The organism is Micromonospora sp. NPDC049081 (genome assembly GCF_040648835.1).
In the GTDB taxonomy this organism is placed as follows: Bacteria; Actinomycetota; Actinomycetes; order Mycobacteriales; family Micromonosporaceae; genus Micromonospora; species Micromonospora antibiotica.
The window spans coordinates 103903-130197 of the sequence record NZ_JBEZEK010000008.1; the positions used below are offsets into that span (position 1 = coordinate 103903).

Here is a 26295-nt window from a genome sequence, read left to right on the forward strand (position 1 = left end):
ACCTCAATCACCCCATTGACTCGGTTCATTGAGAGGTGTGACCCGTGCGGACACCCACCACATCCACCCACCCCACCGAACTGCTACGCCGCGCCACCGACGCCCTGTGGACCGACGGCGACCTCACCACCAGCCGCATCCACTTCGACGCCGCCTACCGCGCCGCAGAAGCCACCGGCGACCACCACACCCGCACCCTCGCCGTCACCGGCATGGGCGGCCTCTGGGTCCACGAACACCGCACCACCAGCGACGCCACCCTCCTGCTCCACCGCCTCCACCACGCCATCGCCACCACCGACCCCCACACCCCCCTCGGCATCCGACTACGCGCCCGACTCGCCGCCGAACAGGACTACCGCACCGCCACCCACAACGACACCCTCACCCTCGTCACCCAGGCCCGCGCCACCGGCGACCCCGTCGCCCTCACCGAAACCGCAAGCCTCGCCCACCACTGCCTCCTCGGCCCCGACCACACCCGACTACGCCACGAACTCAGCCAGGACGCCCTCACCGCCGCCCTCGCCACCGGCCGCCCCAGCGACCTCACGGTCGCCCTCCTCTGGCGCACCGTCGACCAGTTCCTCGACACCGACCCCCAAGCCGAACGCAGCCTCGCCGAACTCCACACCCACCTCACCCACCACAACCACCTCGCCGTGTCCTACGTCGCCCACGCCATCGACGTCATGCTCACCATCCGCGCCGGCAAACTCACCGAAGCCCGCACCCGCGCCGCCACCTGCGCCCAACGCGGCACCACCGCCGGCGACGCCGACACCACCGGCTGGCACGGCGCCCACCTCACCACCATCGCCTGGTACCAAGGCCACCTCGCCGACCATCTCCCGATGCTGCGCGCACTGGCCGTCTCACCCACCCTCAGCACCGTCGACCACTCCTACCAGGCAGCACTCGCCGTCGCCTCCGCCCTCGCCGGACACCGCCGCGAAGCCACCGCCGCCCTCGCCCGCCTCCACGGCAACGAACTCACCACCCTGCCCCGCTCCAGCAGCTGGCTCGTCACCCTCCACGGCATCGTCGAAGCAGCCCACCTCCTCGACGACGGTCACCTCGCCACCGAGGCATACGACCTCCTCACCCCCTACGCCGACCGACCCATGCTCGCCAGCCTCGCCATCACCTGCTTCGGCAGCACCCAACACACCCTCGGCACCGCCGCCCTCACCGCCGGGGAAACCGACCGCGCCATCACCCACCTCCACGCAGCAGTACACGACAACCTCAGACTCGGCCACCTCCCCGCCGCCACCCTCTCCCGCGCCCGACTGGCCCAGGCCCTCGACCAAAGCTCCGGCCAACACGACCGCCGAGAAGCCGAACGACAACGCCAACTCGCCCACACCGACGCCACCGAACTCGGCATGACCCTCCCCACCCCACCACCACGCCCACACACCCCCCACCGCCCCCACATCCGATGCCACCGCCACGGCCGACACTGGCAACTCACCCTCGGCCACCGCACCGCCACCATCGACGACTGCGTCGGCGCCCGATACCTCGCCACCCTCATCGCCAACCCCGGACACGACATCCCCGCCATCCAACTCGCCGGCGACGCAACACCCACCACCGACCGCCAGCCCGTCCTCGACGACACCGCCAAACGGGCCTACCGGCGACGACTACGCGACCTCGACACCGCCATCGACGAAGCCGACAACGACCACGACCCGCACCGCGCCGAACAGGCCCGCACCGAACGCCAGTGGCTCATCGACGAACTCGCCGCCCGCACCGGACTCCACGGTCGCGACCGCACCTTCACCGGCAACACCGAACGGGCCCGCATCGCCGTCGGCAAGGCCATCCGCCGCGCCCTGGACCGCATCACCACCAGCGACCCCGTACTCGGCGACCACCTACGCACCACGATCAGCACCGGCACCCGCTGCTCCTACCGCCCGAGCTGACCCGACACCAACCCCACCAACACCCGGTTCGTCCGGTTCGACCGCACCGCCGCCCGTTGCTGACCCGCCGTCACCTCGATGTACGTCTGCGACGACGCCAACGACGCGTGCCCCAACAACCGCATGATCTCCGCCGCCCCCGCCCCGTCCTCGGCCAACCGGGTGGCGAACGTGTGCCGCAACGCGTGCAACCGGGCCCCCGCCGGCACCCGGTCGGTGATCCCCGCCCGCCGGTAACAGGAATCCACCAGGTACTGCAACCCGCCCCGACGCAGCGGATCACCCCGCCGGTCCACCAACAACACCCCGTCCGGGCGTACGCTGCGCGCCCCGAACCGCCGCCGCCGACTGTCCAGGTAGGCCGACACCACCTCGTCCAACTCCGGCTCCACCGGCACCACCCTCGGCCGGCCACCCTTACCGGCCACCGCCACCCGCCGCTCACCGGCCCGCCCCGACACCGACGACACCCGCAACGCCAGCAGCTCCGCCAGGCGTAGCCCCGCGCACAACGCCAACGCCAGCACCGCGACGTCCCGCTCCGGCCACGGATCACGCTGCCGCCCGTCCTCCCGCGACACCGACGCCAGCAGCAACTCCGGGGTGTCCTCACCGCGCAACGGCTTGGGCTGGGGGAGCGGGGTACGGGGACGCCCCACCGCCGGCATCGGGTTGCCCGCCACCACCTGCTCGGCCACCAGGAACGAGAAGAACCCGTTCCAGCTCGACCAGGCCCGGTGCACCGACGCCGCCGCCCGGGGCGCGGCGAACCTGGCGAACGCCGCCCGCATCACCCGGGGGGAGAGGGCGGAGATCATCAGGGCGTCCAGGGGCAGGGCAGGGGAGTGCTCCGCGCCCGCCAACGCCGCGACGCTGCGCAGGTCCCGCCGGTAGGCATCCTGGGTGTGCGGGGAGGGCTTACGGGTGGCCCGCGCGGTCAGGAACTCCTCGATGAGTCGTTCAACCGATTCGTCCCGAATGTCATGCATAAGGGATATTATGCAGCTTTCTCGGGTTCGTGGCCACCGGGAAGGGGAGTGGCGCGCGGGATGTATGCCGTCGGGCGGATCCCGGCCACACGCTGCCGGAGCATTGGTCCGGGCTCTCCGCGCCGGTCCGTGCGAGGCTCCGCCGACGACGGTCCGTGCGCCGCCTGATGCGGCCACAGGCTGCTCACCGGGTTCGCGATGCCGCTACTCAGACGGCGGCCAGGAGCGGCTCGGCAGCCGGGGTCCGGGTTTCGGGCCCGCCAGGCCGGACGGTGGTCGACCCATGACGGCGACCACACCGGCAGCCACGTCGCCACCCACGGTCCCGCCGCAGGCGCGGACCACCGGAGGAGCGCCCCGATCCGGTCAACTTTACATAATGTACATTATCGAATCCTCGGAGAGGGGCCGTCCAGGCAGGTCGACCGTTCGGCGTTCATTCCGGTGGCCCCGCAGCGCGGCGTCGGTCGGCCCGACAATGTGCGCGACGGGTGCGCGGTTCCGGAGAGGAACCAGGGAGATCGGCGGGCCGGTCGCGGCGTCGGGTCACCGGGTCGCGCTGTCTCCCTTCTCGACCGCGACCAGGGATCCGCTCTCCATCGCCACCCACACCAGGCGGTCCTCGACCCACAGGCCGTGCGGTTCCCGCCCGGGTAACTGGTGGAGGGTCACGTCTCCGTCCGCGGTGATCCGGGCCAGCTGGGCGGTGCCCCAGAGGGTGACCCAGCATCCGCCGTCGGTGTCGGCCACGACGGCGTGGGGCCGACAGGCGGGGTCGGCGAAGCTGATCTTCTCTGTCGAGCCGGACAGGTCGACCCGACCGACGCAGCCGCCAGCGATGTCCGCGTACCAGATCCCCGTGGCGCAGGCGGCGATACCGACCGGTGCGGCCGGTGCCCGGCCGCCGGGTAGTTCGACGGTCCGTACCGCGCCGTCGTGCACGTAGGCGAGGGCGCCGGCAGCGTTGAGCGCGACCCATGGCCGTCCTGCGTCGTCGACGGTGAGCATCGCCGCCCGCGCGTCGGGAATCGGCAGGTCGAGCATGGTGATGTCCCCCGAGGCGGTGACGATCCTGCCGATCTGGTTGAGCCCGGGTGCGGTGAACCAGACCTCCCCGTCCGGTGCGGCGGCGATGCCGTAGGGCGCTGAGCCGGGTGCCAGGTCGATCACCGTGTGGTCGCCGTGGAGGTCTCGGCGGGTGAGCCGGTCGTCGGTGCTGGTGCACCAGAGTGCGCCGTCGGGGGTGACGGTCAGCTGCATCGGATGGCCGTGGCTGTGTGGGAGGCGTTCGTGGCGCACCGCGGAGGTGGTCCCACCGCCGGTGGCGGTGTCCGCGGGATCGAATCGTGCGAGTCCCGGCGGGGTCACCAGTGTCATCCACAGGTTCCCGGTGGTGTCCCCGGTCACGGCGTACGGGGCCCAGCCCGGTGGCAGGACCACCTCGCGGTGCAGCGCTGTCTCACGTGGTGACATCAGCTCTCCTTAAATGCTACGGATGTAGCATTAGGTGCCTGTGTCGGATGCGCAAGTCCCTTTCCGTGCCCCCGGGCCGGCTACAGGCCGCCGGCGACGCGCAGCACGGTGCCCGTGGTGTAGGTGGCGTCGGGGCCGAGCAGCCAGGCGACGGCGCCGGCGACCTCGTCGGGCTCGCCGGCGCGGCCCAGTGGGATGCGCCCGGCGGCGGTGTCGGGTCGGTCGGGTACGCCGGAGTCGGCGTGGATGTCGGTGCGGATGATGCCGGGGGCGACGGCGTTGACCCGGATGCCGCGGGGGGCGAGTTCCTTGGCCAGGCCGATGGTGAGGGTGTCGGTGGCGGCTTTGACGGCGGCGTAGTGGACGTACTCCCCCGGGCTGCCGAGGGTGGCGGCGGCGGAGGAGATGTTGACGATGGCTCCGCCGGAGGTGAGTCGGCGGGCGGCCTGTTGGGCGCAGAGGACGTAGCCGATGAGGTTGACGTCGACGACCCGGCGCAGGTCGTCGGGGCGCAGGTCGGTGAAGGGGCCGATGGGGCTGGTGACGCCGGCGTTGTTGACCAGGGCGGTGAGGGGGCCGAGGTCGGCGGCGGCGGTGAAGAGGCGGTCGATGTGGGTCGGGTCGGTGGTGTCGGCGGGGACGGCGACGGCGCGGCGGCCGAGGCGGTGGATGTCGGCGGTGACGGTGGCCGCGGCGGCGTGGTCGCGGCGGTAGCCGATGACGAGGTGGTGGCCTTCGGTGGCGAGTCGGCGGGCGGTGGCGGCGCCGATGCCGCGGCTGCCGCCGGTGATGATGGTGACCGGAGTCAATGCGGTACTCCCCCTTGTGGGCCTGGCGTGCGGTGCGCCGACGGTACCGCGGGTGGGCGGGGTGCACGGGTTGCGGTGCGGTGGTGGGTGGGTTGGTGGGTCGATCGCTTACGCTCACCGCGTTTCGGACGGACCGGTGGAGGTGTGTGGTGGGTGTGAGTGTCGGCGATCTGGTGGAGGATTTCGAGCTGCCGGATCAGACGGGTACGCCGCGGCGGTTGTCGGAGTTGTTGGCGTCGGGGCCGGTGGTGTTGTTCTTCTATCCGGCGGCGATGACCCGGGGGTGCACGGCGGAGAGTTGCCATTTCCGGGATCTGGCGGCGGAGTTCGCGGCGGTGGGTGCGCAGCGGGTGGGGATCAGTCGGGATCCGGTGGCGAAGCAGGCTGAGTTCTCCCGGTTGCACGGGTTCGACTATCCGTTGTTGTCGGATGTCGAGGGTGTGGTGGCGCAGGCCTTCGGGGTGCGGCGGCGGTTGCCGTTGGGGCCGTTGAGCACCCGGAGGATGACGTTCGTGATCGGGGTGGACCGGCGGGTGCTGGCGGTGGTGCACAGCGAGTTGGGGATGAACGAGCACGCCGACGAGGCGTTGCGGGTGCTGGGGGGTTGATCTTCCGGATGTCGCCGTCGACTGGTATCAAGGCAGGAATGACACACGTGTACGAAAGAGGGTTGTGATGGTGGGCCAGGGTTTGTCCGATGATGAGGTACGCGGCATCCGGGAGGCGTTGACGGCGGGGCGCAAGCCGAAGGTGGTGTTCACCGCGTCGGCGGGGCAGATCGCCGGTCAGGTGGGTCAGGTGGTGGAGCTGACCGATCCGGCGGTGTCCGACGAGTTCGTGGTGGTGCGGTTCGGGCGCGACGAGTTGCCCTTCTCCCCCGCCGATGTGGCGGTGGCGCCGCGGGGGGCGGGTCGTCGGGTGGTGGAGGCGAAGGCGGAGCCGGTGGTGGAGCAGGTGGAGTCGACGGCGAAGGCGGAGCCGGAGTTCGTGCTGGACACCCCTCGGGTGCCGGTGCAGCGGCGGGAGGAGTCGAGGGTGGAGTCGAAGCCGGAGCCGGTGGTGGAGAAGCCGGCGGCGCGTCGGCCGGCGAAGGTGGCGAAGCCGAAGGGTCCGGCGGGGTTGACGGTGACGTTGGCGTACGCCGACGGTGAGTGGACGGTGGCGGCGCAGCAGGGGGCGAAGGCGTTGGCGAAGCCGTACGTGGTCAAGCCTGCGGAGGCGTTGCGGATGGTGGCGCTGGTGGATGTGCCGGGGGTGCAGGAGGCGGTGGAGCAGATCCTGTCGGCGGAGCGGTCGGAGGCGGAGCAGCAGGCGGAGAAGTTGCGGGCGGAGTTGGCGGAGATCGAGGCGCGGTTGGCGGAGTTGCGCGAGGCCCGTTGAGGTTGGTTCGTGGTGGGCGGCCCGGCGGCTGTTGCGGCGGTCGGGGCGTCACCGCGGCGTGGGTGGGTGGGTGTGCCGGGGTGGTGTAGCGACCGGTGTGGTGCGGTGGGGGCGTTGTGGCGGTCGCGTGGTGGGTGCCGGAACCTGTGGGGGTCAGAAGTAGTCGCCGAGTTGGGCGGGGCCGCCGGCGGCGAGCAGGTCGAGGGGGGCGGGGTCGGTGCCGGTGGGGTGGTGCAGCAGGCCGGCCTGGGCGATGGTGCGGGCGGTGCCGGTGCCGGTGTAGAGCAGGGCGAAGCCGCGCACGGTGAGGTGCAGGTCGGCGGGTGCGGTGGTGCGGCGTAGGTCGGCGTTGCCGTTGGTGATCTCCAGGTGCCAGGTGCCGGTGTTCCAGTCGGCGAGGGGGTCGTCGAGGGTGAAGGTGGTGGTGCCGTGCAGGTGTGCCGGCCAGCCCCGGTCGCGGATGGCGCGGGTGACGTCGACGGGGCGGTGCATCCAGGTGTCCTGGGCGTGTTCGCGGGCTTTCTCCACGGGCAGGTGGGGGGTGAGGGGGTCGCCGGGGAGCAGGGTGAGGCGCAGGGTGGGGGCGACGCTGTGCCAGCTGGCGAGGATGCCGACGAGTTCGCGGGCGGCGTCGGCGGTGGTGGCGGTGAGGTCTTCGATGGTGAGGGTGCCCTGGTCGCCGTAGCCGTCGCGGCGGTTCCAGCCGGCGTAGCCGACGAGGTGGCCGTGGTGTTCGACGAGGGTGAGGCCGTCGTAGGGCAGGGTGTTGCCGGTGGTGTGGCGGGCGCGGTGGTGTTCGTGCAGGGGGCCGGTGCGGGCGAGTAGGCCGCGGCGGTGTCGGGTGGTGTGGGTGTGTAGTTCGTCGACGGCGGTGAGGTCGGCGGGGGTGCCGGGGCGGACGGTGAGGTGTGGGCTGGGCTGGTGGCGGGTGAGTAGGGCGGTGGGTAGGTCGACGGTGCGGAGGGTGCCGGCGGTTTCCCAGCCGCAGGCCCGGTAGGGGGCGGCGACGGTGGGGAAGAGTGCGCTGATGGCGGCGCCCCGGTCGTGTGCGCCGCGTAGCAGGGTGGTGAGTAGGGCTCGGGCGACGCCCCGGCCGCGGGCTTCGGGGGTGACGGCGACGCTGGCGATGTCGGCGGCGGCGACGGTGTGGCCGTCCCACCACTGGTCGTGGTGCAGGTCGACGGCTTTGCCGATGAGGCGGCCGGTGTGGTCGAACGCGCCGTAGCGGGTGGTGCCGGGGGTGGTGGTGGGTGGTGGTGGGGGTTGCGGGTCGGAGCCGAAGGCGGTGCGGCCGAGGTGCCAGGCGGCGGTGGCGTCGTCGTCGGTGAGTTCCCGGACGTGGGGGGTGTGGTGCATGCGGGCGACGATAGCGGTGGGTGGGTGGGGTGGCGATCGGTTTGTGCCGGGGCGCGTTGCGGGGCCGGTGCGACCCCCTCGCCCCGGCCCCGCGTCCCCGCGCCCCTCGCGCGTCTTTCAGTGTTGCGGGATGTTCTGTACCCCGATTCGCTTGCGGAACACCCAGTAGGTCCAACCTTGGTAGGCGAGGACGATCGGGGTGAAGATCACCGCCACCCAGGTCATGATTTTCAGGGTGTAGGGGGTGGAGGCGGCGTTGGTGGCGGTGAGGGTGCCGGCGGGGTCCAGGGTCGAGGGCATGACGTTGGGGAACAGGGCGGTGAAGAGGGTGGCCACGGCGAGGGCGATGGCCAGGGCGGTGCCGGTGAAGGCCCAGCCTTCGCGGCGTACCCGGGCGGCGGCGAGTGCGCCGATCAGGGCGAGGGCGGCGCCGGCGGCGAGGACGACGGCGGCCGGGTTGGAGCGGATGGTGAGGGTCCAGGTGAGGAAGGCGACGGCGACGACGGCGGTGCCGGCGCCGAGTCGGACGGCGAGGGTGCCGGCGCGGTGGCGGATGTCGCCGGTGGTCTTGAGGGCGAGGAAGACGGCGCCGTGGGTGAGGAACAGGCCGAGGGTGGTGAGGCCGCCGAGCAGGGCGTAGGGGTGGAGCAGGTCGATCAGGCCGCCGACGTATTCGTGGTCGGCGTCGAGGGGTACGCCGCGGAAGATGTTGGCGAAGGCGACGCCCCAGAGTAGGGCGGGGATGGAGGAGCCCCAGAAGATGGCGTGGTCCCAGCGGCGTTTCCAGGAGGCTTCGGGGCGTTTGTGGCGGTATTCGAAGGCGACGCCGCGGGCGATGAGGGCAAGCAGGATGAGTAGCAGGGGCAGGTAGAAGCCGGAGAAGAGGGTGGCGTACCACTCGGGGAAGGCGGCGAACATGGCGCCGCCGGCGGTGATGAGCCAGACCTCGTTGCCGTCCCAGACGGGGCCGATGGTGTTGATGAGGACGCGGCGTTGCCGGTCGTCGCGGCCGAGGATGGGGAGGAGCATGCCGACGCCGAAGTCGAAGCCTTCGAGGATGAAGTAGCCGGTGAAGAGCACGGCGACGAGGAGAAACCAGATGGTGGTGAGTTCCACGGTGGGGCTCCGGGTCAGTAGGCGAAGGCGAGCGGGCGCTCGGCGTCGTCGGTGTCGTCGGGGGTGGGGGTGACCTCGGGTACGCCGGCGCGGGCGTAGCGGATGAGGAGTTTGAATTCGATGACGGCGAGGACGGCGTAGATGAGGGTGAAGGCCGTGAAGGAGGTGAGGACTTCGGTGAGGGAGACGCTGCGGGAGACGCCGTCGCGGGTGAGCATTTCGCCGAAGACGATCCAGGGTTGGCGGCCCATCTCGGTGAAGATCCAGCCGAAGGAGTTCGCGAGCAGCGGTAGGGCGGGCATGATCAGGCCGGCGCGCAGCAGCCAGCGGTTGGTGGGGGTGCGGCCTTTGCGTTGGGTCCAGAGGATGAGCAGGGCGATGGCGGCGGCGGCGAGTCCGAAGCCGATCATGAAGCGGAAGCTCCAGTAGGTGACCGGGATGATCGGGGTGTAGCTGCCGGGGCCGTACTGGCTGGCGTACTGGGCCTGGAGGTCGTTGATGCCGTGGACGGTGCCGTTGGGGTCGCCGGTGCCGAGGTAGGACAGCAGGTAGGGGATCTTGAGGGCGAAGACCTCGCGGCTGCCGTCGAGGCTGCCGATGGTGAGTACGGAGAACGAGGCGGGGCTCTCGGTGGTGTAGAGGCCCTCGGCGGCGGCCATCTTCATCGGCTGCACCTGGGTCATGATCTTGCCTTGGATGTCGCCGGTGAGCAGGACCAGGGTGGAGGAGATCAGGACGACCCAAGCGCCGAAGCGGGTGGCGTACCGGTAGGCGTCGGTGTCGGGGCTGGTGCGGTGGCGCATGAGGTGCCAGAGGCCGACGGTGGTGACGAGGGAGCCGGCGACGAGGAAGGCGCCGGCGAGGGTGTGCGGGAAGGTGATCAGGGCGACCTTATTGGTGAGGACGGCGACGAAGTCGGTGAGTTCGGCGCGTCCGGTGTCGGGGTTGAAGCGGTAGCCGACGGGGTTCTGCATGAACGAGTTGGCGGCGAGGATGAAGTAGGCGGACAGGTTGGTGCCGATGGCGGCGGCCCAGATGCTGGCCAGGTGCAGGCGTTTGGGGAGCCGGTCCCAGCCGAAGATCCACAGGCCGATGAAGGTGGATTCGAGGAAGAAGGCGACGAGGGCTTCGATGGCCAGGGGTGCGCCGAAGATGTCGCCGACGAAGCGGGAGTAGTCGGACCAGTTCATGCCGAACTGGAATTCCTGCACGATGCCGGTGACGACGCCCATGGCGAAGTTGATCAGGAAGAGTTTGCCGTAGAACTTGGTGAGTTTGAGGTATTTCTCGTCGCCGGTGCGGTGCCAGCGGGTCTGGAGGATGGCGACCAGGACGGACAGTCCGATGGTCAGTGGTACGAAGAGAAAGTGGTAGACGGTGGTGACACCGAACTGCCAGCGGGCGACGTCCAACGCGTCCACCGAGATCCCCCTGCCGTTAATACTACGAGACGTAGTAAATACTACTGCGCGTCGTAGCTCGGGTGGCAGGGCCGGGGGTCCCGATCCGGCCCGGGACCAATGACCCTGATCACCACAGGCCGCACGACCCGGATCCGGCCCTCCCCCACACCCGTGCGACCATCGGCGACTGATGGACACCCCGCCCCCCGGCTGGCAGCCACCCCTGTTCTGGCGTGCCGCCCAACTGTTCGCCCGGCTGGTCGTCGCCCTGTTCGCCCGGCTGGAGGTCAGCGGGGACGTCCCCGCGCACCTGCGCCGGGGACCACTGATCCTGGCCGCCAACCACATCAGCCCCTTCGACCCCATCGTGCTGGGCGCCGCCTGCCGGGCCCGGGGCATGGCACCCCGCTTCATGGCCACCGGTGGGCTGTTCCGCACCCCGGGCCTCGGCGCGCTGATGCGCCACGCCGGGCACCTGCGCGTCGACCGGGGCACCACCGGCGTACGCCGGGCGCTCGACGACGCCGCCGCCGCGGTCACCGCCGGGTCGGTGGTGCTGGTCTACCCGGAGGGACGCATCGGCCTGGACCCCGGCATGTGGCCCGAACGCGGCAAGACCGGCACCGCCCGGCTCGCCATGGCCTGCGTCGCCCCGGTGGTGCCCGTCGCCCAGTGGGGGTCGCACGAGGTGCTGCCCTACCGGGCGCCCCGGGGGATGCTGCGGGCGCTGGCCCGGGCGCTGGTGCGCCGCCCGGTCATCCGGGTCCGCTTCGGTGCGCCGCTTGACCTGCGGGACCTCTCCCCCACCGCACCCGGTGCGGCCCGCCGGGGCACCGACCGGATCATCGACGCCATCACCGACGCCCTGGCCCCGCTGCGCGCCGACGAACCCGACCGGCCCCGGCACGTCGACCCGGGCCGCCCCGTCGACACCAGCCGGGTCCACCGCCGCCCCACCTCGGCCTGACCCGCCGCCCACGAAGCACGTTGCCGGTCGGCCACCCGGTGGTCACCGCGGGCGGGCATACTGCGTTGCGTGCTGATCCGTCCCGGTTTCCTGGACGCCCCCGCCCCGCTGGCCTTCGCCCACCGTGGGGGTGCCGCCGACGGAGACGAGAACACCGTCGCCGCGTTCACCCGGGCCGTCGACCTGGGCTACCGGTACGTGGAGACCGACGTGCACGCCACCGCCGACGGGGTGTGCGTGGTCTTCCACGACGCCACCCTGCACCGGGTCACCGGGCAGCGGGGACGCATCGCCGACCTGCGCTGGGCCGACCTGGCGTCGGTGCGGGTCGGCGGTGCGACGGTCGTACCCCGGCTCGACGAGGTGCTGGCCGGGTGGCCGCAGGTCCGGTTCAACATCGACGTCAAGGCCGACCGTGGGGTCGCCCCGGCGGTGGCGGCGGTGACCCGGGCCGGCGCGGCCGACCGGGTGCTGCTGGCGTCGTTCAGTGACGCCCGGCTGGCCCGGTTGCGGGCGGCCACCGCCGGGCGGGTCGCCACCGGGCTGGGCATGCGGGGGGTGGCCCGGCTGTGGTGGGCGTCGCGGCACGGCTGGCCGGTGCGGTTGCCGGAGTCGGTGGTGGCGGTGCAGGTGCCGCCCCGCTACGCCGGGGTGCCGGTGGTCGACCGCCGGTTCCTGGCCTACTGCCACCGGTCGGGGTTGCAGGTGCACGTCTGGACGATCGACGAACCTGCCCAGATGCACGACTTACTGGATCGTGGTGTGGATGGCATCATGACCGATCACGTCGGCGTGCTGCGCGACGTCTACCGCAGCCGCGGCCACTGGGCCGCCTGAGCCCCGAGGACCATGATGGCCGACCCGGTCACCACCCCCACCGCCGTCGACGCCCCGGCGGGCCTGCGCCGGGAACGGCGTGGCTGGTACCTGTACGACTGGGCCAACTCGGCCTTCCAGACCACCGTCATCACGGTCTTCCTCGGCCCGTTCCTCACCACCGTCACCGAACTCGCGGCCGGCTGCGAACTCGGTGCGGACAGCTGCGACGGGTACGTGTACCCGTTGGGCATCCGGATCGCCGCCGGCTCGTACTACCCGTACCTGATCTCGTTGTCGGTGTTCCTGACCGTGTTCGTGCTGCCCGTGGTGGGGGCGATCGCCGACCGGACCCTGCACAAGAAGCGGCTGCTGGCCGGGGCGGCGTTCACCGGGGCGGGGGCGACCGTCGCGATGGCGTTGGTCACCGGCGAGCGGTACCTGCTCGGTGGGGCGTTGTTCCTGGTCGCCAACATCGCCTTCGGGGCGGCGGTGGTGGTGTACAACTCGTTCCTGCCGCAGCTCGCCGGCCCCGACGAACGTGACGCCGTGTCCAGTCGCGGCTGGGCGATCGGTTACCTCGGTGGTGGTGTGCTGCTGGCGTTGAACCTGGTGGCGGTCACGCTGCTCAGCGAGGACGACAACCCGCAGCGCACCCTGGACCTGGCGCGCTGGTCGATCGTGTCGGCCGGGGTGTGGTGGGCGGTGTTCACCCTGGTGCCGTTGCGGTGGCTGCGCGACCATCCCACCGTCGAGGCGGTACGCGGTGCGGGCCGCAACGTGGTCACCGACGGGTTCCGGCAGCTGGGGCGGACCCTGCGGGAGGTCAAGGCGTACCCGTTGACGTTGTTCTTCCTGCTGGCGTTCCTGGTCTACAACGACGGCATCCAGACGGTGATCACCCTGGCCAGCCAGTACGGCACCGAGGAGCTGCGGCTGGGGCAGAGCACCCTGATCGTGACGATCCTGCTGGTGCAGTTCCTCGCCTTCGGTGGCGCGTTGGCGTTGGGGGCGTTGGCCCGGCGCATCGGCGCGTGGAAGACGGTGCTGCTGTCGCTGGTGCTGTGGACCGGGGTGATCATCGGGGCGTTCCGGTTGCCCGCCGAGGCGCCGCTGCCGTTCATGATCCTCGGTGGGGCGATCGGTCTGGTCCTCGGCGGCAGCCAGGCGTTGAGCCGGTCGCTGTTCAGCCAGCTCATCCCCGCCGGCAAGGAAGGCGAGTACTACGGGTTCTACGAGATCAGCGACAAGGGCACCAGTTGGCTCGGCCCGCTGGCGTTCGGGTTGGTCTTCCAGCTCACCTCCTCCTACCGGGTGGGTCTGGTGTCGTTGCTGATCTTCTTCGTGGTCGGGTTCGCGTTGTTGGCGGCGGTGCCGATGCGCCGGGCCATCATCGCCGCCGGCAACACCCCGCCCCGGGTGCTGTGACCATCGGCCCGATCCACCCGTGCCGATGGGCTAGGCTGCCCCGACGTGACCGACGACGCCGCTGCCACCCCCACCTGCCTGGCCCGCCCGCTTCCCGGCCCGGATGACGGAGGGGCCGGCTGCGCCGCCGCGCGGGGCGTCGACGGCCGCCCGTTGCACGCCGCCGCGTTGAAGTTCTTCTGGGGTCCGATGGACTGCGGCAAGTCGACGATGGCGTTGCAGATGAACTACAACCACGCCCGGCAGGGGCGGCGGGGGCTGGTCACCACCCGCATCGACAGGTCGTTGGGCCCGCAGGTGACCACCCGCATCGGGTTGGCCCACACGGCGGTGGAGGTGACCGACGAGTTGGACCTGCGGGCCCTGGTCCGCGACACCTGGGCCGAGGGGGTCCGCATCGACTACCTGATCTGCGATGAGGCGTCGTTCTACGACGTGGCGCACGTCGAGCAGATGGCCGAGCTGGTCGACGGCTACGACGTCGACGTGTACGCCTTCGGTCTGGCCACCGACTTCCGGTCCTGCCTGTTCCCGGCCGCCCGGCGGTTGTTCGAACTCGCCGACGAGGTGGCCCGCATCCAGGTGGAGGTGCTGTGCTGGTGCGGCCGGGAGGGCCTGCTCAACGCCCGGGTCGTCGCCGGGCGGGTGGTCCGTGAGGGGGCGCAGGTCGTCATCGGGGACACCGTCGACACCGCCGACGTGCGCTACCAGGTGCTGTGCCGGCGGCACTACCGCTCCGGCGACCTCGGCCCCCGGGCCTGAGCGGGGACGGGTTCAGTACGGGTCCCCGCAGACCCGCCACCTGCCGTCCTCCTTCACCACCGGCAGCCGACGCTGCTCGGCGGCCCCACCGTCGCGGGTGACCCGCACCGCCACCTCACCGGCGGGCCGACCCCCCTTGGTGCGTACCGACACGTCGAGGATCTCGTAGCCGGTGACCACCGGCGGGGTGCGGACCCACCCGGCGAAACCGACCTCGCTCCACCGGCCCCGGGTCTGCGCGCACAACCGCCGGTAGGCCTGGTCCACCTGCCCCGCGGACAACTCCCGGAAGAACCCGTCGGCGGTCTCCCGGACCGGGCCGGTCGCGCCCACCACGACCTGCGCGTTCCACACGCCCAGCCCGGCCACCCCGACCAGGCACAGGCCGGTGGCGAGGCCGCCCAGGAACAGCCCGGTGCGCACCGGGCGGTGCCGCCGCGCCGGTCGGGTCCACGCCTGTTCCACACCCATCACCTGCGACGGTATGCGGGTGGGGCGGTGCCGCGCAGCCGCTTCGCCCCTGTCGCGCCGCCGCGCCGATCGTCTACCGTCGGCGCACACCCCTGGTGAAGGAGCGACGGATGAGCCGCTACGTGCAGCCGGTGACGGACATCGACGACCCGTACGCCGGGGACGGGTTGCTGCGGTCGTGGTTGACCCGGCAGCTCGGGCCGGCCGGGCACGCCGCCGCGCAGGACCAGCTGACCGCGCTGGCCGCCGACGTGGTCGGGCCGTTGCGGGCCGCGCACGCCGACGCCGAGGCCCACCCGCCGACGCTGGTGCGTTACGACCCGTGGGGTGCCCGCGTCGACCGGATCGACACCAGCACCGGTTGGCAGGCGCAGCGGGCCGCCGCCGCCCGGCACGCCGTGGTCGCGTTGCCCTACCTGGAGTCGGCGCGCGGCAGGTGGGGGGCCGCCGCCCGCGTCGTCCAGCACGCCCTGCTGCACCTGTACGGGCCGGAGTCGGCCACGTTCTCCTGCCCGGTGGCGATGGCCGACGGGGCGGCGGCGCTGCTGAGCAGCCCCGACGTCGACGTGCAGGTCCGTGACGCCTGGCTGCCCCGGTTGATCGCCACCGACCCGGACACGGCGATCGTCAGCGGGCAGTGGATGACCGAGTCGCAGGGCGGTTCCGACCTGTCCGGCACCAGCACGCTGGGGCGGCCGGCCGCCGACGGGTCGTGGCGGCTGACCGGGGAGAAGTGGTTCTGCTCGGCGGCCGACGCGACGATGGCGGTGGCGTTGGCCCGGCCGGAGGGCGCCGGGCGGGGCAGCCGGGTCCTCGCCCCGTTCCTGGTGCCCCGGTACGCCGCCGACTCGCCGCTGGCGGGGAGCACCGCCGCCGCGCACCACCCCGCACCGGGGGTGGTGGTGCACCGGCTGAAGGACAAGTTGGGCACCCGGGCGTTGCCGACCGCCGAGATCGGGTTGCGGGACGCGTACGCGTTGCCGTTGGGTGACCCGGTGGTGCCGGGCCTGGTGCGGGCGATGACCCTGGTGGTGGTGACCCGGGTGCACAACGCCTCGGCCGCCGCGTCGGGGATGCGGCGGGGTCTGGCCTACGCGCTGGCGTACGCGCGCGGCCGGCACGTCGCGGGTGGGTCGTTGCTGGACAACCCCCTGCACCGGGCCACCCTCGGTACGTTGGCGGTCGACGCGGCGGGCGCGTTCGCCCTGGCCGGGCATGCGTTCGCGTTGCTCGGCCGGGTGGAGGTCGGTGGTGATCCGCAGGCCGCCGCCGAGCTGCGGGTGGTCGCGCCGTTGGCGAAGCTGGCCACCGGTCGGCTGGCGGTGGCCAGTGCCGCCGAGTACGGGGAGGCGTTCGGCGGGGCCGGTTACGTCGAGGACACCGGGGTACCGAGGTTGCTGCGCGACGCCCAGGTGCTGCCGATCTGGGAGGGCACCACGAACGTGCTGGCCCTGGACGTGCTGCGCGCGGTCACCCGGGAGGATGCCGGTACGCCGCTGCTGCGGCGGCTCGCCGGGGCGGTGGACCTGGCCCGGCCGTTGTCCCCGGTGGTGGCGGACACCCTCGCCACGGTCGTCGGGGAACTGCGGGACACCCTGGGTGAGGTCACCGCCGACCCGGGTGCGGTCGCGGTGCTGGCCGGCGCGCGTGGTCTCGCCCTGCGGATGGCGTACGCGCTGGCCACCGCGTTGCTGGTCGAACACGCCGCCTGGGGTGACGGGCAGGCCGAGGTGGCCGCCCGGTTGTGGGCCCGGCGGTGGCTGCGGCACGAGGACATCGCCGCCGACGCCCACCACCACCTCGACCTGCTCGGCTGAGCCCACCTGCCGGGTCTGCCGCGCCGGCCCGACCCGGTGGGCGGGGTCAGTGGTCGCGGGTGGTGAGTGCGCCGTGCAGGAACAGGTCGACCAGGACGGTCGTCGACGGCGCTGCGGTGGCCAACGGTCCGGGTGGGGACAGCAGACCGAGGAACAGGTCGGCGAGTTGGTCGGCGGGCAACCGCAGCCGGTCGGCGTCGGGGGTGAACAGCGCGGCCACCGCCGCGCGGACCGCCGCACCGGTGGGCGGTGGGGTCCGGTGGGAGCGGCCGGCGGCGTGCAGGGCGCCCAGCACCGCACCCAACCGGGCCAGGTGGGTGTGGATGACCGTGGCGGCCTCGGTGAGCCGGTCGGTGAGGGGTCGGGTCCGCTCGACCCGGGCCAACTGGTCGAGCAGCGGGTCGGGGCGCAGGACCTCGGCGACGCAGGCGTCGAGCAGGGCCTGCTTGTCGGCGAAGGCACGGAACACCGTCGCCTCGCCGATCCCGGCGGCGCGGGCCACCTCGGCGGTGGTCAGGGCGGTGCCCCGGCGGGTCAGCAGCGGCAGGGCGGTCTGCACGATCATGGCGCGACGTCGGTCGGCGCTCATGGCCGGCGCGCGCCGCCGACGTCCCCCGGGTGCCGTCATGGCACCAGGCTCGGGAGTGAGCGCTTACTCCGTCAATCGGTTTTCTCAGCTGCGCCGCCGTGCCCGGGCCGCCCAGATGGCGTACGCCGGGTCCCGGTCGAGGTTGTGCCGGTCCCGGTCGTAGCGGCGGGTGGTCCGTGGGTCGGCGTGTCCCATCGCGTCCTGGACGTCCTCCAACGGCACCCCCTCCTCGCGGGCGGTGGTGGCGAAGGCGTGCCGCAGCGAGTGCGGGGACAGCTTCGCCGCCGCCGCGATGCCGGCGGCCTCGGCCAACCGGCGCACCAGCCGGAACACCGAGTGCCGGTCGAGGCGGCCACCGGTGGCGGTGGCCAGCAGTGGGCCGGTCAACGCGTCGACGCTCACCCCGGCGGTCGCCGCCCGGTCGGCGAGGTAGGCGTCGACCGCGTGGGCGGTGCCGGGGGTGAGCGCGCGACGGCGGGCCTTGCCGCCCTTGCCGACGAACCGGACGCTGCGGTGGCCGCGCTCGGCCCCGAGATCGGTCAGGTCGAGCGAGACCAGCTCACCGACGCGTAGGCCGAGGTCGGCCAGCAGGGCGACGGCGGCCCGGTTGCGGGCGGCGGTCGGGCCGGTGTCGGTGTCGGCGGCGGCGAGCAGGGCGTCGACCTCCTGCGGGGTGAGCCCCACGGTTACCGAGTGATCCCGGTCGATGCGTGGCCGGTCGGCGCCGGCGACCGGGTTGGCGTCCACCGCCCGCAGTTTGACCAGGAATTCGTACCAACTGGACAGCGCGGAGAGTTTCCGGGCGACGGTGGCCGGGGTCAACGGCCGACCACTGCGCGCCGACGGGGTCGCTTCCAACTGCCGGGCGTAGGCGTTGACGTCGAGGAAGTTGGCCCGCAACGGGTCCAGGTCACCGGCGGCGCACCAGGTGAGCCAGCCGGCGATGTCGCGCCGGTACGCGTCGCGGGTGTGCGCCGATAACCGACGGTTACGCAACCACGCCTCGGTGAAGTCGACCGGTGTGCCGGTGAGCGCCAGGCGGGCCGAGGCGCGGGGCAGGACGGGGACGTCGGGACGCAGCATGCGAAAAAGACTCTCAGCCTCGGCGGGGATTCACCGTGAGGCGCGCCGGTGTCGCCGGTGCACCGCTGCGGTGGGGCCGGGCCGGGCCCCACCGCAGCGGTGGCGATCAGGCGGTCAGCTGCTTGCGGCCGTTACTGGCGGTGACGGGCACCCGGCGCGGCTTGGCCCGTTCCGCGATCGGGATGCGCAGCGTCAGCACCCCGTGCTCGTAGGTGGCTTCCAGCCGGTCGGTGTCGAGGGTGTCGCCGAGGAACAGCTGCCGGGAGAAGGTGCCCATCGGGCGTTCGGCGGCGACCAGCTCGACGGTGTCGGTGGTGGCCCGGCGGCGCTGCGCGCGGACGGTCAGCACGTTGCGCTCCACGGTGCAGTCGATGCTGTCCGGGTCCACCCCGGGCAGGTCGAACGCGGCGTGAAAGTGGTCGCCGTCGCGCCAGGCGTCCAGGTGCATCACGGCGGGGCGGCTGGTGGTGCCGAAGAGCTGCTCGGTGAGCCGGTCGATCTCACGGAAGGGGTCGGTACGCATCAGCATGGTCGTGCCTCCTCGGTTTCCTCGGGCCGAAGGTCCTTGAGTTGAGTCAGGTCGACTCAACTCGTACTTCAGTATTTACCCCGTCGCGGGCCACCCGTCAACCCACCCCCCGACCGGCTGCACCACGGTCGACTCCCCGGCCGCCCGTCAGGGCCCCGTACGCCAGTAGATCCCCTGCTCCCGGCTCAGCAGCGCCTCGTCGACCAGATACCGGCGCAGGGTCACATGGTCCGTGCCGCCGCCGTCGCACCACCGCCGCAACACCTCGTCTACCGCCCGCTCCGGATACCGCACGCCAGGGGTGAACGAGGTGACGACGTGGGCGAGCAGCAACCGACGCCGACCCCGCTGCGCCGGCAGACCCCACAACACCCCGTTCCGTACGAAGATCCGCAGCACCCGCTGCGCCGGCTCCTCGGCGACCTGCGCGGTGCGGGCGACACGCGCGTAGTCACGGAGCCGCCCGGCGTCCACCCGCAGGTCACCGCCGGCCTCGACGACGAGCCCGGCGTCGGTCAACCGTCGCACCGCGGTGACCGCCTGGCGCAGCGGCAGCGCGGCCCGGTCGGCCACCGCCGCCACATCACCACCGCCGAGCACGATCGCCGCGAAGACCCGCCGTCGCGTCTCGTCGGCGAGCGCACCCGCCAGCGCCTGTGCCGTCATGCCGGTCACCCTGCCAGCGCCCGCCGGGCCCCGCCAGACGTTTACGCCCACCGGGACCGGGCGGGGTGGCTGGCGGGTGGGAGCCGTCCGGCTCAGAGGGCGTGCCCGGTGGTGGCGTCCACGTGCGCGGGCACCTCCTCGTGCCGGTCCCCCACACTGGACGTCCCCGACGGCTCGAACATCAGGATCGACGCCCCGTCGGGCGCGGACGGCCGGTGCTCCACCCCGCACGGCACCACGTACACCGCACCGCGCGGCAGCACCACCGTCCGCTCGCCGGTGTCCTCCCGCAGCCCGATGTGCAGCTCACCGTCGAGCACCAGGAAGAACTCGTCGGTGTGGTCGTGGGTGTGCCACACGTGCTCCCCGGCCACCTTCGCCACCCGTACGTCGTAGTCATTGACCCGGGTGACGATGCGAGGGCTCCACAACTGGTCGAAGGAGGCCAGCGCGGACACCAGGTCGATCGGCTCGTCGCTCATCGCACCATCCTGGCACCGCCGGCCCAGGCACCCCGTCGGTACCCGCCGGCGCGCGTACACCCGCTGCCGGACGACCACCCGGGGAGCCCTGCCCCTGGTGGCCCACGGTGCGCCACCGCCGAGACGACGAGTCGTCCCCGACGCCTACTCAAGGTGCGGCAGGCCGCGACGAGGAACTGCCGCCCGGCGTGCGTTCACCACCCACGCCGGTGGGTCCTCAGCGCTGCACGCCAGTGGTGGTCGGGGATCGTGGTCCGCAGAGCGTTGTCGAGCCATCGGCTGGCCGGTCCGCCGAGAAGTGGCAGTGCTGCGGCGAAGTCGATCTCGTCCTTGGCCGGCTGGTTCACCGGCTTCGCCTTGTAGTGGAGTTGGACCTCTGGTGCCAGGTAGGGCCAGCCCCGGTTCGTACGACGCCCGAGGTGGGCGACGGGAAGTGTCACCGCCGGGTGGCGTCGCGAGCGCCACCGCTGACCCTCGGCGTCCTCGATCATGAACTGGATTCGCCAGGGTGAGGTGCGGTCTTCCCGGCACCAGATGTCATGGACATGCTCAGGAAGCGTCTCGCCGGACGGCCAGGGCCGCAGGTGTCCGGGCGGATCGGCGGCCTGGAGGTCCCAGCCCCGCAGAACCTGATGGACCACCTGTTGGTCACGTCTGAGAATCACCACGTCGATGTCGCCGTGAGGCCGAAGGACACGGTCGGTGAACAGCTCGATCGCGTAGCCGCCGGCCATCCACCAGGGCTTCTGGATGTCGCTGTGGAGAAACCGGTCCACCACCTGCGGTGGAGTCAGTGGTGCCCACCGCCCGAGCCCGCTCATCGAGTCAGCACACTTGCCCGACGTTGCGCACCGCGCACCCATGGCCGGCCCTCGCCGGGGACATCACTCTCGCTGTAGAAGGACTGACCCCGTATCTGAGGATGCGTCACGGCAACGTCCTTCCCGAGTTCGCCAGCCGGTCGGCGAGCGCGATGACACGGTCGCGGAGCTCATCCGGGCGTTCGATGACGAACGGCAGGTCGAGCGCGGCGAGCACGGCGGGCAGCCAGTCGAGACTCTCGGCCCGGATCTCCACCGACTGCCAGCCTTCGTCCTCGTCCGCTCGCACCTCGGCGATGCTGGCCGGTAACCGGGTGCGGATCTGCTCAAGTGTTCCTTGTACCCGCAGCGTCACCGCATGCCGGTACGGCGCTCGTGCCATCGAGGTGAGCAGGCGCCCTGCCGGATCGTTTCCGGCGGGCGGCGGCTCGAACGAGCCAGGAAGTGTTCTCGCGTCCACGATGCGGTCGAGCCGCAAGGTCCGATCCTCGCCAACCTCCGCATCGGCCCCGGTGACGTACCACCGGCCGGCATGGTTGACCAGCCCGAACGGATGCAGCACGCGAGCGCTCTGCCGGCCGTCACACGAGGTGTATCGGAGCGAGATCGGCCGGTGATGGCGGACCGCGTCGGCGACGGTGAGCAATACACCTGTCTGCGGCGCAGGGAATTCGCCGGGTTCGGCGGTGAAAGCGAGGGATTCAAGTACGGCGTCCAGCCGATCCGCGATCCTCGGCGGCAGGACGCGACGAATCTTCGCGGCGGCCGTCTCGCCCGCCGTACCCGTTGCCGTCGCCAACCCGGCGCGGCGGCCGGCGACCAGGCCGAGCAGGACGGCCAGTGCTTCGTCGTCACTGAGCATCAGCGGCGGCAGACGATATCCGGCGGTGAGCCGATACCCACCGTGGCGACCCCGCACCGACTCGACCGGCACCTCAAGGTCGACCAGATGACCCACGTAGCGCCTCACCGTGCGCGGTTCGACACCCAGGCGCTCGGCAAGTTCGGCCATCGTCCGGATGCCGCCGGACTGCAGGAGCTCCAGCAGCGTGAGTACCTGAGCTGTCGGTCGTGCCACGGCCTGAACTCTAGACCTGATACCGGACCAGATCTGTCCGGTATCAGGTCTAGCGTGGGTCTCGTCTCTGACACGACCGTACTGAGCAGGGAGAAGACATGGACTTCGTCTCGATCCGCATCATCACCGGCGACGTCAACCGCCTGGTCGACTTCTACGAGAACATCACGGGCGTGCAGGCGGCCTGGGGCAACGAGGACTTCGCCGAGTTGCGCACCACCCACGGCACGCTGGCGATCGGCAGCACCCGCACGGTCCCGCTGTTCGCACCCGGCTCGGCCCGCCCGGCCGACAACCACACCGTGATCATCGAGTTCCTCGTGGACGACGTGGACACGCTCTACGAGAAACTGAAGAACGCGCTAGAGGACTTCGTGACCGAACCCACGACCATGCCCTGGGGTAACCGCGCCCTGCTCTTCCGCGACCCCGACGGCAATCTGGTCAACTTCTTCACCCCGGTGACCCCCGAGGCGATCGAGAAGTTCAGCCGCTGACCGGATCGCCGTAGCGTCGGTGCGGCGGTACCCGCCCGCCGTCGGCACAGCACTGCGCGCTGCCCCAGGCGTACGACCGACGGCGATGCCTGACACCGTCCATCGTGTCGAGGCGATCTCCTACCAGGATCGGTGATCTTCACCGGGACGGCGCGACAGCGGCCGAGCGCCGAGCAGCATCAACTGTGCCAGGCCCACGAGGCAGGACAGCGCAGTACGGCGATGACGCCGAGATCGTCGACAACGCGTTCGCCCTGCACCCCACTCGCAGCTGTCGTCTGCCAGTTGAGTTGAGGCACTGAGATGCTCCTGAGCTGCGGTGCCTCAGATTGACTGGCAGAAAGGGCATGAGCGTTCCTGCCAGTTGACTTGCGGCAAACCGTGATCGGCGCGTGCTCATGCATCGGGCGCGCGGAGGTCGACGGTGTAGAAGATGAGGGGGCCGCGTTCGTCATGATCGGTGCGTTCAGCGTGCATGCCGAGTCGTTCCACTATTCGGCGCGACGCGGTGTTGTGAGGTCGGATGCTGGCCCAGACGCGTTGGATGCCGGAGGTTCGGCACTCCTTCAGGACGGCCGTGGCGGCCTCCGTGGCCAGTCCCTGCCCTTGGTGCGTTTTGTGGATCATGTAGCCGATCTCAGGCTCGGCGTAGGAGCTTCGGCCGCGCAACACGCCGCAGTTGCCGATGAGCTCGCCGGTATCTATTGCTCGTAGCGCATACCAGCACAATCCGTGGTCTTGCTGCGCGGCGATGCGGTTCTGAATCCACTGGTGGGTCTGGGGTAGCGAGGTGAACGGGCCCGATCCGATGGTGTTGGTCTCCGGATCGGAGAAGATGGCGTGTAGTGCCTCAGCGTCGGCGAAGGTGAACGGGCGCAGAAGTAGACGCGTTGTGCTCAGCGAGGTTCGCATGGATTCTCCGAAGGAGGCTTGTCGTGTGTTGGCTTGGCCTCTGCCTCTTGCAGATGGGCCGGTCTGAACATCAACGAGGACGTCCCGTCTCTCGGGCGTGGAATGCCAGCGGATCGTTCGTAGTGCTCGGGTGGTTGGTGACGCCGCAGCAGTCGATGGTCGTCCGGCTTCCGGACGGCGTCGATCTGGCCCATGATCCACTGGGTAACGGCCGGTCGTCGGGCCGGACGTCGAGCACCACGGCGGTTACATCACGACGGCGGAAGAAGTAGTCCGGCGCGTGGCGTACGGAACGACCATCCTCGTCCTGCCCGCACAGCCAGAACGGCTGCGACGACACCGCGACGACCTCGGGATCCGCGTCCAACATCATCAGCCGGTCCCGCTCCAGCCAGGACTCGAAACCCACGTGCTCATCGCTGCTGGCGAAGTACCACAGGCCCGAGAAGCTCCGCTGGCCGCGACGAGACGTGAACTGACGTACCGCCCCAGCCCGCTCGAACGGAAACCCCAGCACAGCGACAGCGGTTCTCGTTGACGTTCACCGAGAGCGTCCACGTAAAGCAGCTCGAACCGATCATCCGGTCTCGCCGAAGGCATTGCTCTCGCCGCGTGCACCGCCACCCGCCCTCGCTGAAGCCAGCCCCCCCATCACGATGTGCCTCACCTCGACTGGCAGCAACAGCGAGATGCCTCAGACACGCTGGCAGTGCCTCACCTCAACTGGCAGTTGACACCACTCGCAGCTTGCACTGTCACCTGCCCTCGCCGAAGCAACATCGAGGTGTAGCACCATAACAGTCATTATGGTGCTACGCCGTTATGCCCGTTTTGGCTGATCCAATTACTGGTTTGTCATTACTGGTAATCCGTTAATTGATGCAGGGGTGGGTGGTGACCATCCGGACGTCCTCACTCCGGATGGCCGCCACGGTGGCTCCCACGGGACCGACCGCACCCGGGCCACGCAGGGATCCGTGCCGGGCTGTGGCCCGGGTGCGGGGTGGGCGACTCAGCTCGTGTGGCGGATGATCGAGCCGGCGATCCGTTCGGTGAGCCCGGGCGAGAAGAACGGGTGGTGGCCCATCCCGGGCACGACCTCCAGCCGCGCGGTGGGAATCTGCGCCGCGACGGCCTCACCGTGGGCCGGCGGGAACAGCGGGTCGTCGCTGCCGTGCAGGACCAACGTCGCGGCCGTGATGCCAGACAGCGCCGCCCGCCGGTCGTCGTCCCAGCGCCGGCCGGCCAGATCGTGGTTCGCGGCGGCAGCGAGGTTGTCGGCCCGCTGGTGACAGTGCTCGACGAACCGCCGCGCAGCCGGCTCGTCGAAGGGCAGGACACCACCGTTGAGCACCCGCCAGGTCCGCACGTCGGCGTCCACGCGTTGACGGGCCGTCGCGCGGGGCGCCTTCGCCGCGTCCATCAGATGGCCGAGGAACCACGCCGTCGGCGGCGGGAGTTCATCAGCCGCAGGCGGTTGGCCCGCCATCGCCCGCGCCCACGCCGGACCGGGGTTGTTCCCCATCGGAGAAGAGGCCATCGCCGTCAGCGTGCGGACCCGTGACGCCTGGTGCAGGGCGAGCCACTGCCCGATCGCCGCACCCAGCGACGTCCCCACGACGTGCGCGGCGGTGACGCCGTGGCCGTCCAGGACACCTGCCGCGTCGGCTGCCAGGTCGGCGAGCGCGTAGGGGTGCGCCGTGAAATCGACGGAGTCGGAACGGCCGGTGTCACGGTGATCGAAGCGGATCACCTGCCGGCCACTGTCCACCAGGGCTTCCACCAGGTCGTCGGGCCAGCCGATGCCCTGGGTGGACGTGCCCATGATCAATAGGACGGTGGGGTGGTCCGGGTGGCCGAAACGCTCGGTCCACAGCCGGACGTGCCCGCGACGAACGAACTTCTCCTCGCCAGTAAGCATGCCGGCACCGTAGCGGTCACCGGATCGCACGTAAGTCACTACCCGCTGTAGCGAAAGAATGCGCCCGTGGGATAATAGCGGGGTAGGGCAGCGGCTGCGGTGAGCCGGATCGTGGTCGTACGCCGCCGGCCTGACAATCGACGGGTGACGACGGCTCTGCACTACTACGTGGTCCACGACGGCGTCGGCGAGCCCGAGGGGTTGCTGGTCGAGGAGTTCCTTCTCGCGGGGGACCACTCCTGCGTCGGGCTGGTGGGTGGCGGCTGGAGCCGCTCGGAGGGCCGGTGGTGCGACGCGTCGGCCACCAGCCGGCGCCTGCGTGTCGATCCCGCGCTACGGGCCCGGGTGACACCCGTCAGTCGGACCGGCGCGGCGACGCTCTACCAGGAGCTCTGCGGGGCCGCCCTGCCGCACGAGGCCGTGCTGCGGACGTGCTTCGGTGCACCTGCCGTACCGCCGTCGCCGCCTCTGCTGCTGCACGGGCGCGAGGCCACCCCCGGGTTCCGCGAGACGCGCCTCTACCGGATCCTGTTCGCCGGCGCGCTGACCCCGGGTGGCCTCACGGCGCTCGGCGAGGCGTGGCAGATGCCGGTCACCGGCGACCTCGCAGATCCCGGGGTGCGTGTCCTGGGCCCGGTGCGCCGTCGGGTGGGCCGCGACGCCTTCCGCTGGGAGCTGCGCCGGATCGCCGCGGGCGCCGCCTGGGGACTGGATGTGACGTGCGACCTGACGGGCGACCGTGACGATCCGGTCGGCGTGCTCCTGCACGGCCTGACGGCGCAGGTGCGGTTCCAGGGGCTGATCCCCGTCACCGTCGACCGGTTCCGCTGAGCGTCACGGCCGCGGCTCCGCCACTGGCGTGAGGGCGGCGAGCACCTGCGGAGCGTTCTCGCCGCCTGCGGCCGGACGTGGATCGCGCCGTCGCCGGGCACGGTGGCGAGGTGCCGACCGGCGCGGGGACGTTGACGTCGCTGGCCCTGCCGCCCGGGA

General features: G+C 71.4%; 27 protein-coding genes. 10 read left to right on the forward strand and 17 right to left on the reverse strand.

The features are described 5' to 3' along the window. The first annotated feature begins 44 nt into the window (after window positions 1–44). Window positions 45–1940, forward strand: coding sequence for a hypothetical protein (locus AB0B63_RS14590; RefSeq protein ID WP_357018435.1), 1896 nt, complete (start codon window positions 45–47; stop codon window positions 1938–1940). On the opposite strand, the gene AB0B63_RS14595 is transcribed toward AB0B63_RS14590, so the two are convergent. The 3 genes from AB0B63_RS14595 to AB0B63_RS14605 all read right to left on the reverse strand — a co-directional run bounded on the left by AB0B63_RS14595 (window position 1925) and on the right by AB0B63_RS14605 (window position 5211). Continuing rightward, window positions 1925–2929: a tyrosine-type recombinase/integrase gene (locus AB0B63_RS14595; protein WP_208565922.1), complete on the reverse strand. Its 1005-nt coding sequence runs from the start codon at window positions 2927–2929 to the stop codon at window positions 1925–1927. The two genes, AB0B63_RS14590 and AB0B63_RS14595, sit on opposite strands and share 16 nt — an antisense overlap. Window positions 2930–3475: 546 nt before the next feature. Next, window positions 3476–4402, reverse strand: coding sequence for a hydrolase (locus AB0B63_RS14600; RefSeq protein ID WP_357018439.1), 927 nt, complete (start codon window positions 4400–4402; stop codon window positions 3476–3478). 80 nt (window positions 4403–4482) lie between these two features. Next, window positions 4483–5211 carry an SDR family oxidoreductase gene (locus tag AB0B63_RS14605; protein WP_219462046.1) on the reverse strand — a complete coding sequence of 243 codons (729 nt, stop codon included), beginning with the start codon at window positions 5209–5211 and terminating at the stop codon, window positions 4483–4485. Between the two features lie 149 nt (window positions 5212–5360). Here AB0B63_RS14605 and AB0B63_RS14610 point away from each other — a divergent pair, with 149 nt between their 5' ends. Continuing rightward, window positions 5361–5819 (forward strand): peroxiredoxin, encoded by a 459-nt coding sequence (locus AB0B63_RS14610; RefSeq protein ID WP_308290743.1) that lies wholly within the window; start codon window positions 5361–5363, stop codon window positions 5817–5819. Between the two features lie 67 nt (window positions 5820–5886). After that, window positions 5887–6591, forward strand: a complete 705-nt coding sequence (locus AB0B63_RS14615; protein WP_208565926.1) for a hypothetical protein — start codon at window positions 5887–5889, stop codon at window positions 6589–6591. 153 nt (window positions 6592–6744) lie between these two features. Here AB0B63_RS14615 and AB0B63_RS14620 read toward each other — a convergent pair whose 3' ends face one another. The 3 genes from AB0B63_RS14620 to AB0B63_RS14630 form a co-directional block, all read right to left on the reverse strand. Then, a complete protein-coding gene (locus tag AB0B63_RS14620; RefSeq protein ID WP_357018444.1) occupies window positions 6745–7947 on the reverse strand; it encodes a GNAT family N-acetyltransferase in 1203 nt (400 codons plus the stop codon). A 117-nt stretch (window positions 7948–8064) separates the two neighbouring features. Then, a complete protein-coding gene (gene cydB, locus AB0B63_RS14625; protein ID WP_357018447.1) occupies window positions 8065–9063 on the reverse strand; it encodes a cytochrome d ubiquinol oxidase subunit II in 999 nt (332 codons plus the stop codon). 14 nt (window positions 9064–9077) lie between these two features. Then, window positions 9078–10484, reverse strand: a complete 1407-nt coding sequence (locus tag AB0B63_RS14630; RefSeq protein ID WP_357018449.1) for a cytochrome ubiquinol oxidase subunit I — start codon at window positions 10482–10484, stop codon at window positions 9078–9080. A gap of 172 nt (window positions 10485–10656) precedes the next feature. Here AB0B63_RS14630 and AB0B63_RS14635 point away from each other — a divergent pair, with 172 nt between their 5' ends. The 4 genes from AB0B63_RS14635 to AB0B63_RS14650 all read left to right on the forward strand — a co-directional run bounded on the left by AB0B63_RS14635 (window position 10657) and on the right by AB0B63_RS14650 (window position 14439). Continuing rightward, entirely contained in the window at window positions 10657–11433 is a 777-nt protein-coding gene (locus AB0B63_RS14635; protein ID WP_208565930.1) for a lysophospholipid acyltransferase family protein, read from the forward strand. A gap of 69 nt (window positions 11434–11502) precedes the next feature. Next, window positions 11503–12270, forward strand: a complete 768-nt coding sequence (locus AB0B63_RS14640; protein ID WP_357018453.1) for a glycerophosphodiester phosphodiesterase — start codon at window positions 11503–11505, stop codon at window positions 12268–12270. A 15-nt stretch (window positions 12271–12285) separates the two neighbouring features. After that, window positions 12286–13677 carry an MFS transporter gene (locus AB0B63_RS14645; protein WP_357018456.1) on the forward strand — a complete coding sequence of 464 codons (1392 nt, stop codon included), beginning with the start codon at window positions 12286–12288 and terminating at the stop codon, window positions 13675–13677. Between the two features lie 45 nt (window positions 13678–13722). Continuing rightward, a complete protein-coding gene (locus tag AB0B63_RS14650; RefSeq protein ID WP_208565933.1) occupies window positions 13723–14439 on the forward strand; it encodes a thymidine kinase in 717 nt (238 codons plus the stop codon). 12 nt (window positions 14440–14451) lie between these two features. Here AB0B63_RS14650 and AB0B63_RS14655 read toward each other — a convergent pair whose 3' ends face one another. Next, window positions 14452–14910, reverse strand: a complete 459-nt coding sequence (locus AB0B63_RS14655) for a hypothetical protein (RefSeq protein ID WP_208565934.1) — start codon at window positions 14908–14910, stop codon at window positions 14452–14454. Window positions 14911–15020: 110 nt separating this feature from the next. Between AB0B63_RS14655 and AB0B63_RS14660 the strand changes: the two genes are divergently transcribed. Then, window positions 15021–16727, forward strand: coding sequence for an acyl-CoA dehydrogenase family protein (locus AB0B63_RS14660; protein ID WP_357018461.1), 1707 nt, complete (start codon window positions 15021–15023; stop codon window positions 16725–16727). Between the two features lie 46 nt (window positions 16728–16773). On the opposite strand, the gene AB0B63_RS14665 is transcribed toward AB0B63_RS14660, so the two are convergent. The 7 genes from AB0B63_RS14665 to AB0B63_RS14695 all read right to left on the reverse strand — a co-directional run bounded on the left by AB0B63_RS14665 (window position 16774) and on the right by AB0B63_RS14695 (window position 21975). Then, a complete protein-coding gene (locus AB0B63_RS14665) occupies window positions 16774–17316 on the reverse strand; it encodes a TetR/AcrR family transcriptional regulator (RefSeq protein ID WP_208565936.1) in 543 nt (180 codons plus the stop codon). Between the two features lie 84 nt (window positions 17317–17400). Then, entirely contained in the window at window positions 17401–18399 is a 999-nt protein-coding gene (locus AB0B63_RS14670) for a tyrosine-type recombinase/integrase (RefSeq protein WP_357018465.1), read from the reverse strand. Window positions 18400–18505: 106 nt separating this feature from the next. Continuing rightward, window positions 18506–18928 carry an Hsp20/alpha crystallin family protein gene (locus AB0B63_RS14675; RefSeq protein ID WP_357018469.1) on the reverse strand — a complete coding sequence of 141 codons (423 nt, stop codon included), beginning with the start codon at window positions 18926–18928 and terminating at the stop codon, window positions 18506–18508. 147 nt (window positions 18929–19075) lie between these two features. Next, window positions 19076–19594, reverse strand: a complete 519-nt coding sequence (locus tag AB0B63_RS14680; protein ID WP_357018472.1) for a DUF2087 domain-containing protein — start codon at window positions 19592–19594, stop codon at window positions 19076–19078. Window positions 19595–19686: 92 nt separating this feature from the next. Beyond that, window positions 19687–20076: a cupin domain-containing protein gene (locus AB0B63_RS14685; RefSeq protein ID WP_208565939.1), complete on the reverse strand. Its 390-nt coding sequence runs from the start codon at window positions 20074–20076 to the stop codon at window positions 19687–19689. A 194-nt stretch (window positions 20077–20270) separates the two neighbouring features. Further along, window positions 20271–20855: a hypothetical protein gene (locus tag AB0B63_RS14690; protein WP_357018475.1), complete on the reverse strand. Its 585-nt coding sequence runs from the start codon at window positions 20853–20855 to the stop codon at window positions 20271–20273. Between the two features lie 148 nt (window positions 20856–21003). Next, window positions 21004–21975: a YafY family protein gene (locus tag AB0B63_RS14695; RefSeq protein WP_357018478.1), complete on the reverse strand. Its 972-nt coding sequence runs from the start codon at window positions 21973–21975 to the stop codon at window positions 21004–21006. Between the two features lie 98 nt (window positions 21976–22073). Between AB0B63_RS14695 and AB0B63_RS14700 the strand changes: the two genes are divergently transcribed. After that, the gene (locus tag AB0B63_RS14700; protein WP_357018481.1) at window positions 22074–22472 is read left to right on the forward strand and encodes a VOC family protein; all 399 of its coding nucleotides are present in this window, start codon (window positions 22074–22076) and stop codon (window positions 22470–22472) included. 396 nt (window positions 22473–22868) lie between these two features. Here the strand turns inward: AB0B63_RS14700 and AB0B63_RS14705 are convergent, their stop codons facing one another. The 3 genes from AB0B63_RS14705 to AB0B63_RS14715 form a co-directional block, all read right to left on the reverse strand. Beyond that, window positions 22869–23384, reverse strand: coding sequence for a GNAT family N-acetyltransferase (locus tag AB0B63_RS14705; protein ID WP_357018484.1), 516 nt, complete (start codon window positions 23382–23384; stop codon window positions 22869–22871). A 70-nt stretch (window positions 23385–23454) separates the two neighbouring features. Further along, window positions 23455–23901: a TnsA-like heteromeric transposase endonuclease subunit gene (locus AB0B63_RS14710; RefSeq protein WP_357018487.1), complete on the reverse strand. Its 447-nt coding sequence runs from the start codon at window positions 23899–23901 to the stop codon at window positions 23455–23457. A gap of 495 nt (window positions 23902–24396) precedes the next feature. Further along, entirely contained in the window at window positions 24397–25467 is a 1071-nt protein-coding gene (locus tag AB0B63_RS14715; RefSeq protein WP_357018490.1) for an alpha/beta hydrolase, read from the reverse strand. Here AB0B63_RS14715 and AB0B63_RS14720 point away from each other — a divergent pair. Then, window positions 25450–26136 carry a hypothetical protein gene (locus AB0B63_RS14720; RefSeq protein WP_208565943.1) on the forward strand — a complete coding sequence of 229 codons (687 nt, stop codon included), beginning with the start codon at window positions 25450–25452 and terminating at the stop codon, window positions 26134–26136. The two genes, AB0B63_RS14715 and AB0B63_RS14720, sit on opposite strands and share 18 nt — an antisense overlap. The last annotated feature ends 159 nt before the right edge of the window (window positions 26137–26295 follow it).

Excerpts from the sequence above, each read along its gene's own strand:
- AB0B63_RS14645 (WP_357018456.1), top strand. The coding sequence starts at position 12,286 with ATGGCCGACCCGGTCACCACCCCCACCGCCGTCGACGCCCCGGCGGGC.
- AB0B63_RS14635 (WP_208565930.1), top strand. The coding sequence starts at position 10,657 with ATGGACACCCCGCCCCCCGGCTGGCAGCCACCCCTGTTCTGGCGTGCC.
- AB0B63_RS14705 (WP_357018484.1), bottom strand. The coding sequence starts at position 23,384 with ATGCGAACCTCGCTGAGCACAACGCGTCTACTTCTGCGCCCGTTCACC.
- AB0B63_RS14700 (WP_357018481.1), top strand. The coding sequence starts at position 22,074 with ATGGACTTCGTCTCGATCCGCATCATCACCGGCGACGTCAACCGCCTG.
- AB0B63_RS14680 (WP_357018472.1), bottom strand. The coding sequence starts at position 19,594 with ATGACGGCACAGGCGCTGGCGGGTGCGCTCGCCGACGAGACGCGACGG.
- AB0B63_RS14620 (WP_357018444.1), bottom strand. The coding sequence starts at position 7,947 with ATGCACCACACCCCCCACGTCCGGGAACTCACCGACGACGACGCCACC.
- AB0B63_RS14665 (WP_208565936.1), bottom strand. The coding sequence starts at position 17,316 with ATGAGCGCCGACCGACGTCGCGCCATGATCGTGCAGACCGCCCTGCCG.
- AB0B63_RS14660 (WP_357018461.1), top strand. The coding sequence starts at position 15,021 with ATGAGCCGCTACGTGCAGCCGGTGACGGACATCGACGACCCGTACGCC.
- AB0B63_RS14595 (WP_208565922.1), bottom strand. The coding sequence starts at position 2,929 with ATGCATGACATTCGGGACGAATCGGTTGAACGACTCATCGAGGAGTTC.
- AB0B63_RS14685 (WP_208565939.1), bottom strand. The coding sequence starts at position 20,076 with ATGAGCGACGAGCCGATCGACCTGGTGTCCGCGCTGGCCTCCTTCGAC.
- AB0B63_RS14600 (WP_357018439.1), bottom strand. The coding sequence starts at position 4,402 with ATGTCACCACGTGAGACAGCGCTGCACCGCGAGGTGGTCCTGCCACCG.
- AB0B63_RS14615 (WP_208565926.1), top strand. The coding sequence starts at position 5,887 with ATGGTGGGCCAGGGTTTGTCCGATGATGAGGTACGCGGCATCCGGGAG.
- AB0B63_RS14655 (WP_208565934.1), bottom strand. The coding sequence starts at position 14,910 with ATGGGTGTGGAACAGGCGTGGACCCGACCGGCGCGGCGGCACCGCCCG.
- AB0B63_RS14670 (WP_357018465.1), bottom strand. The coding sequence starts at position 18,399 with ATGCTGCGTCCCGACGTCCCCGTCCTGCCCCGCGCCTCGGCCCGCCTG.
- AB0B63_RS14675 (WP_357018469.1), bottom strand. The coding sequence starts at position 18,928 with ATGCTGATGCGTACCGACCCCTTCCGTGAGATCGACCGGCTCACCGAG.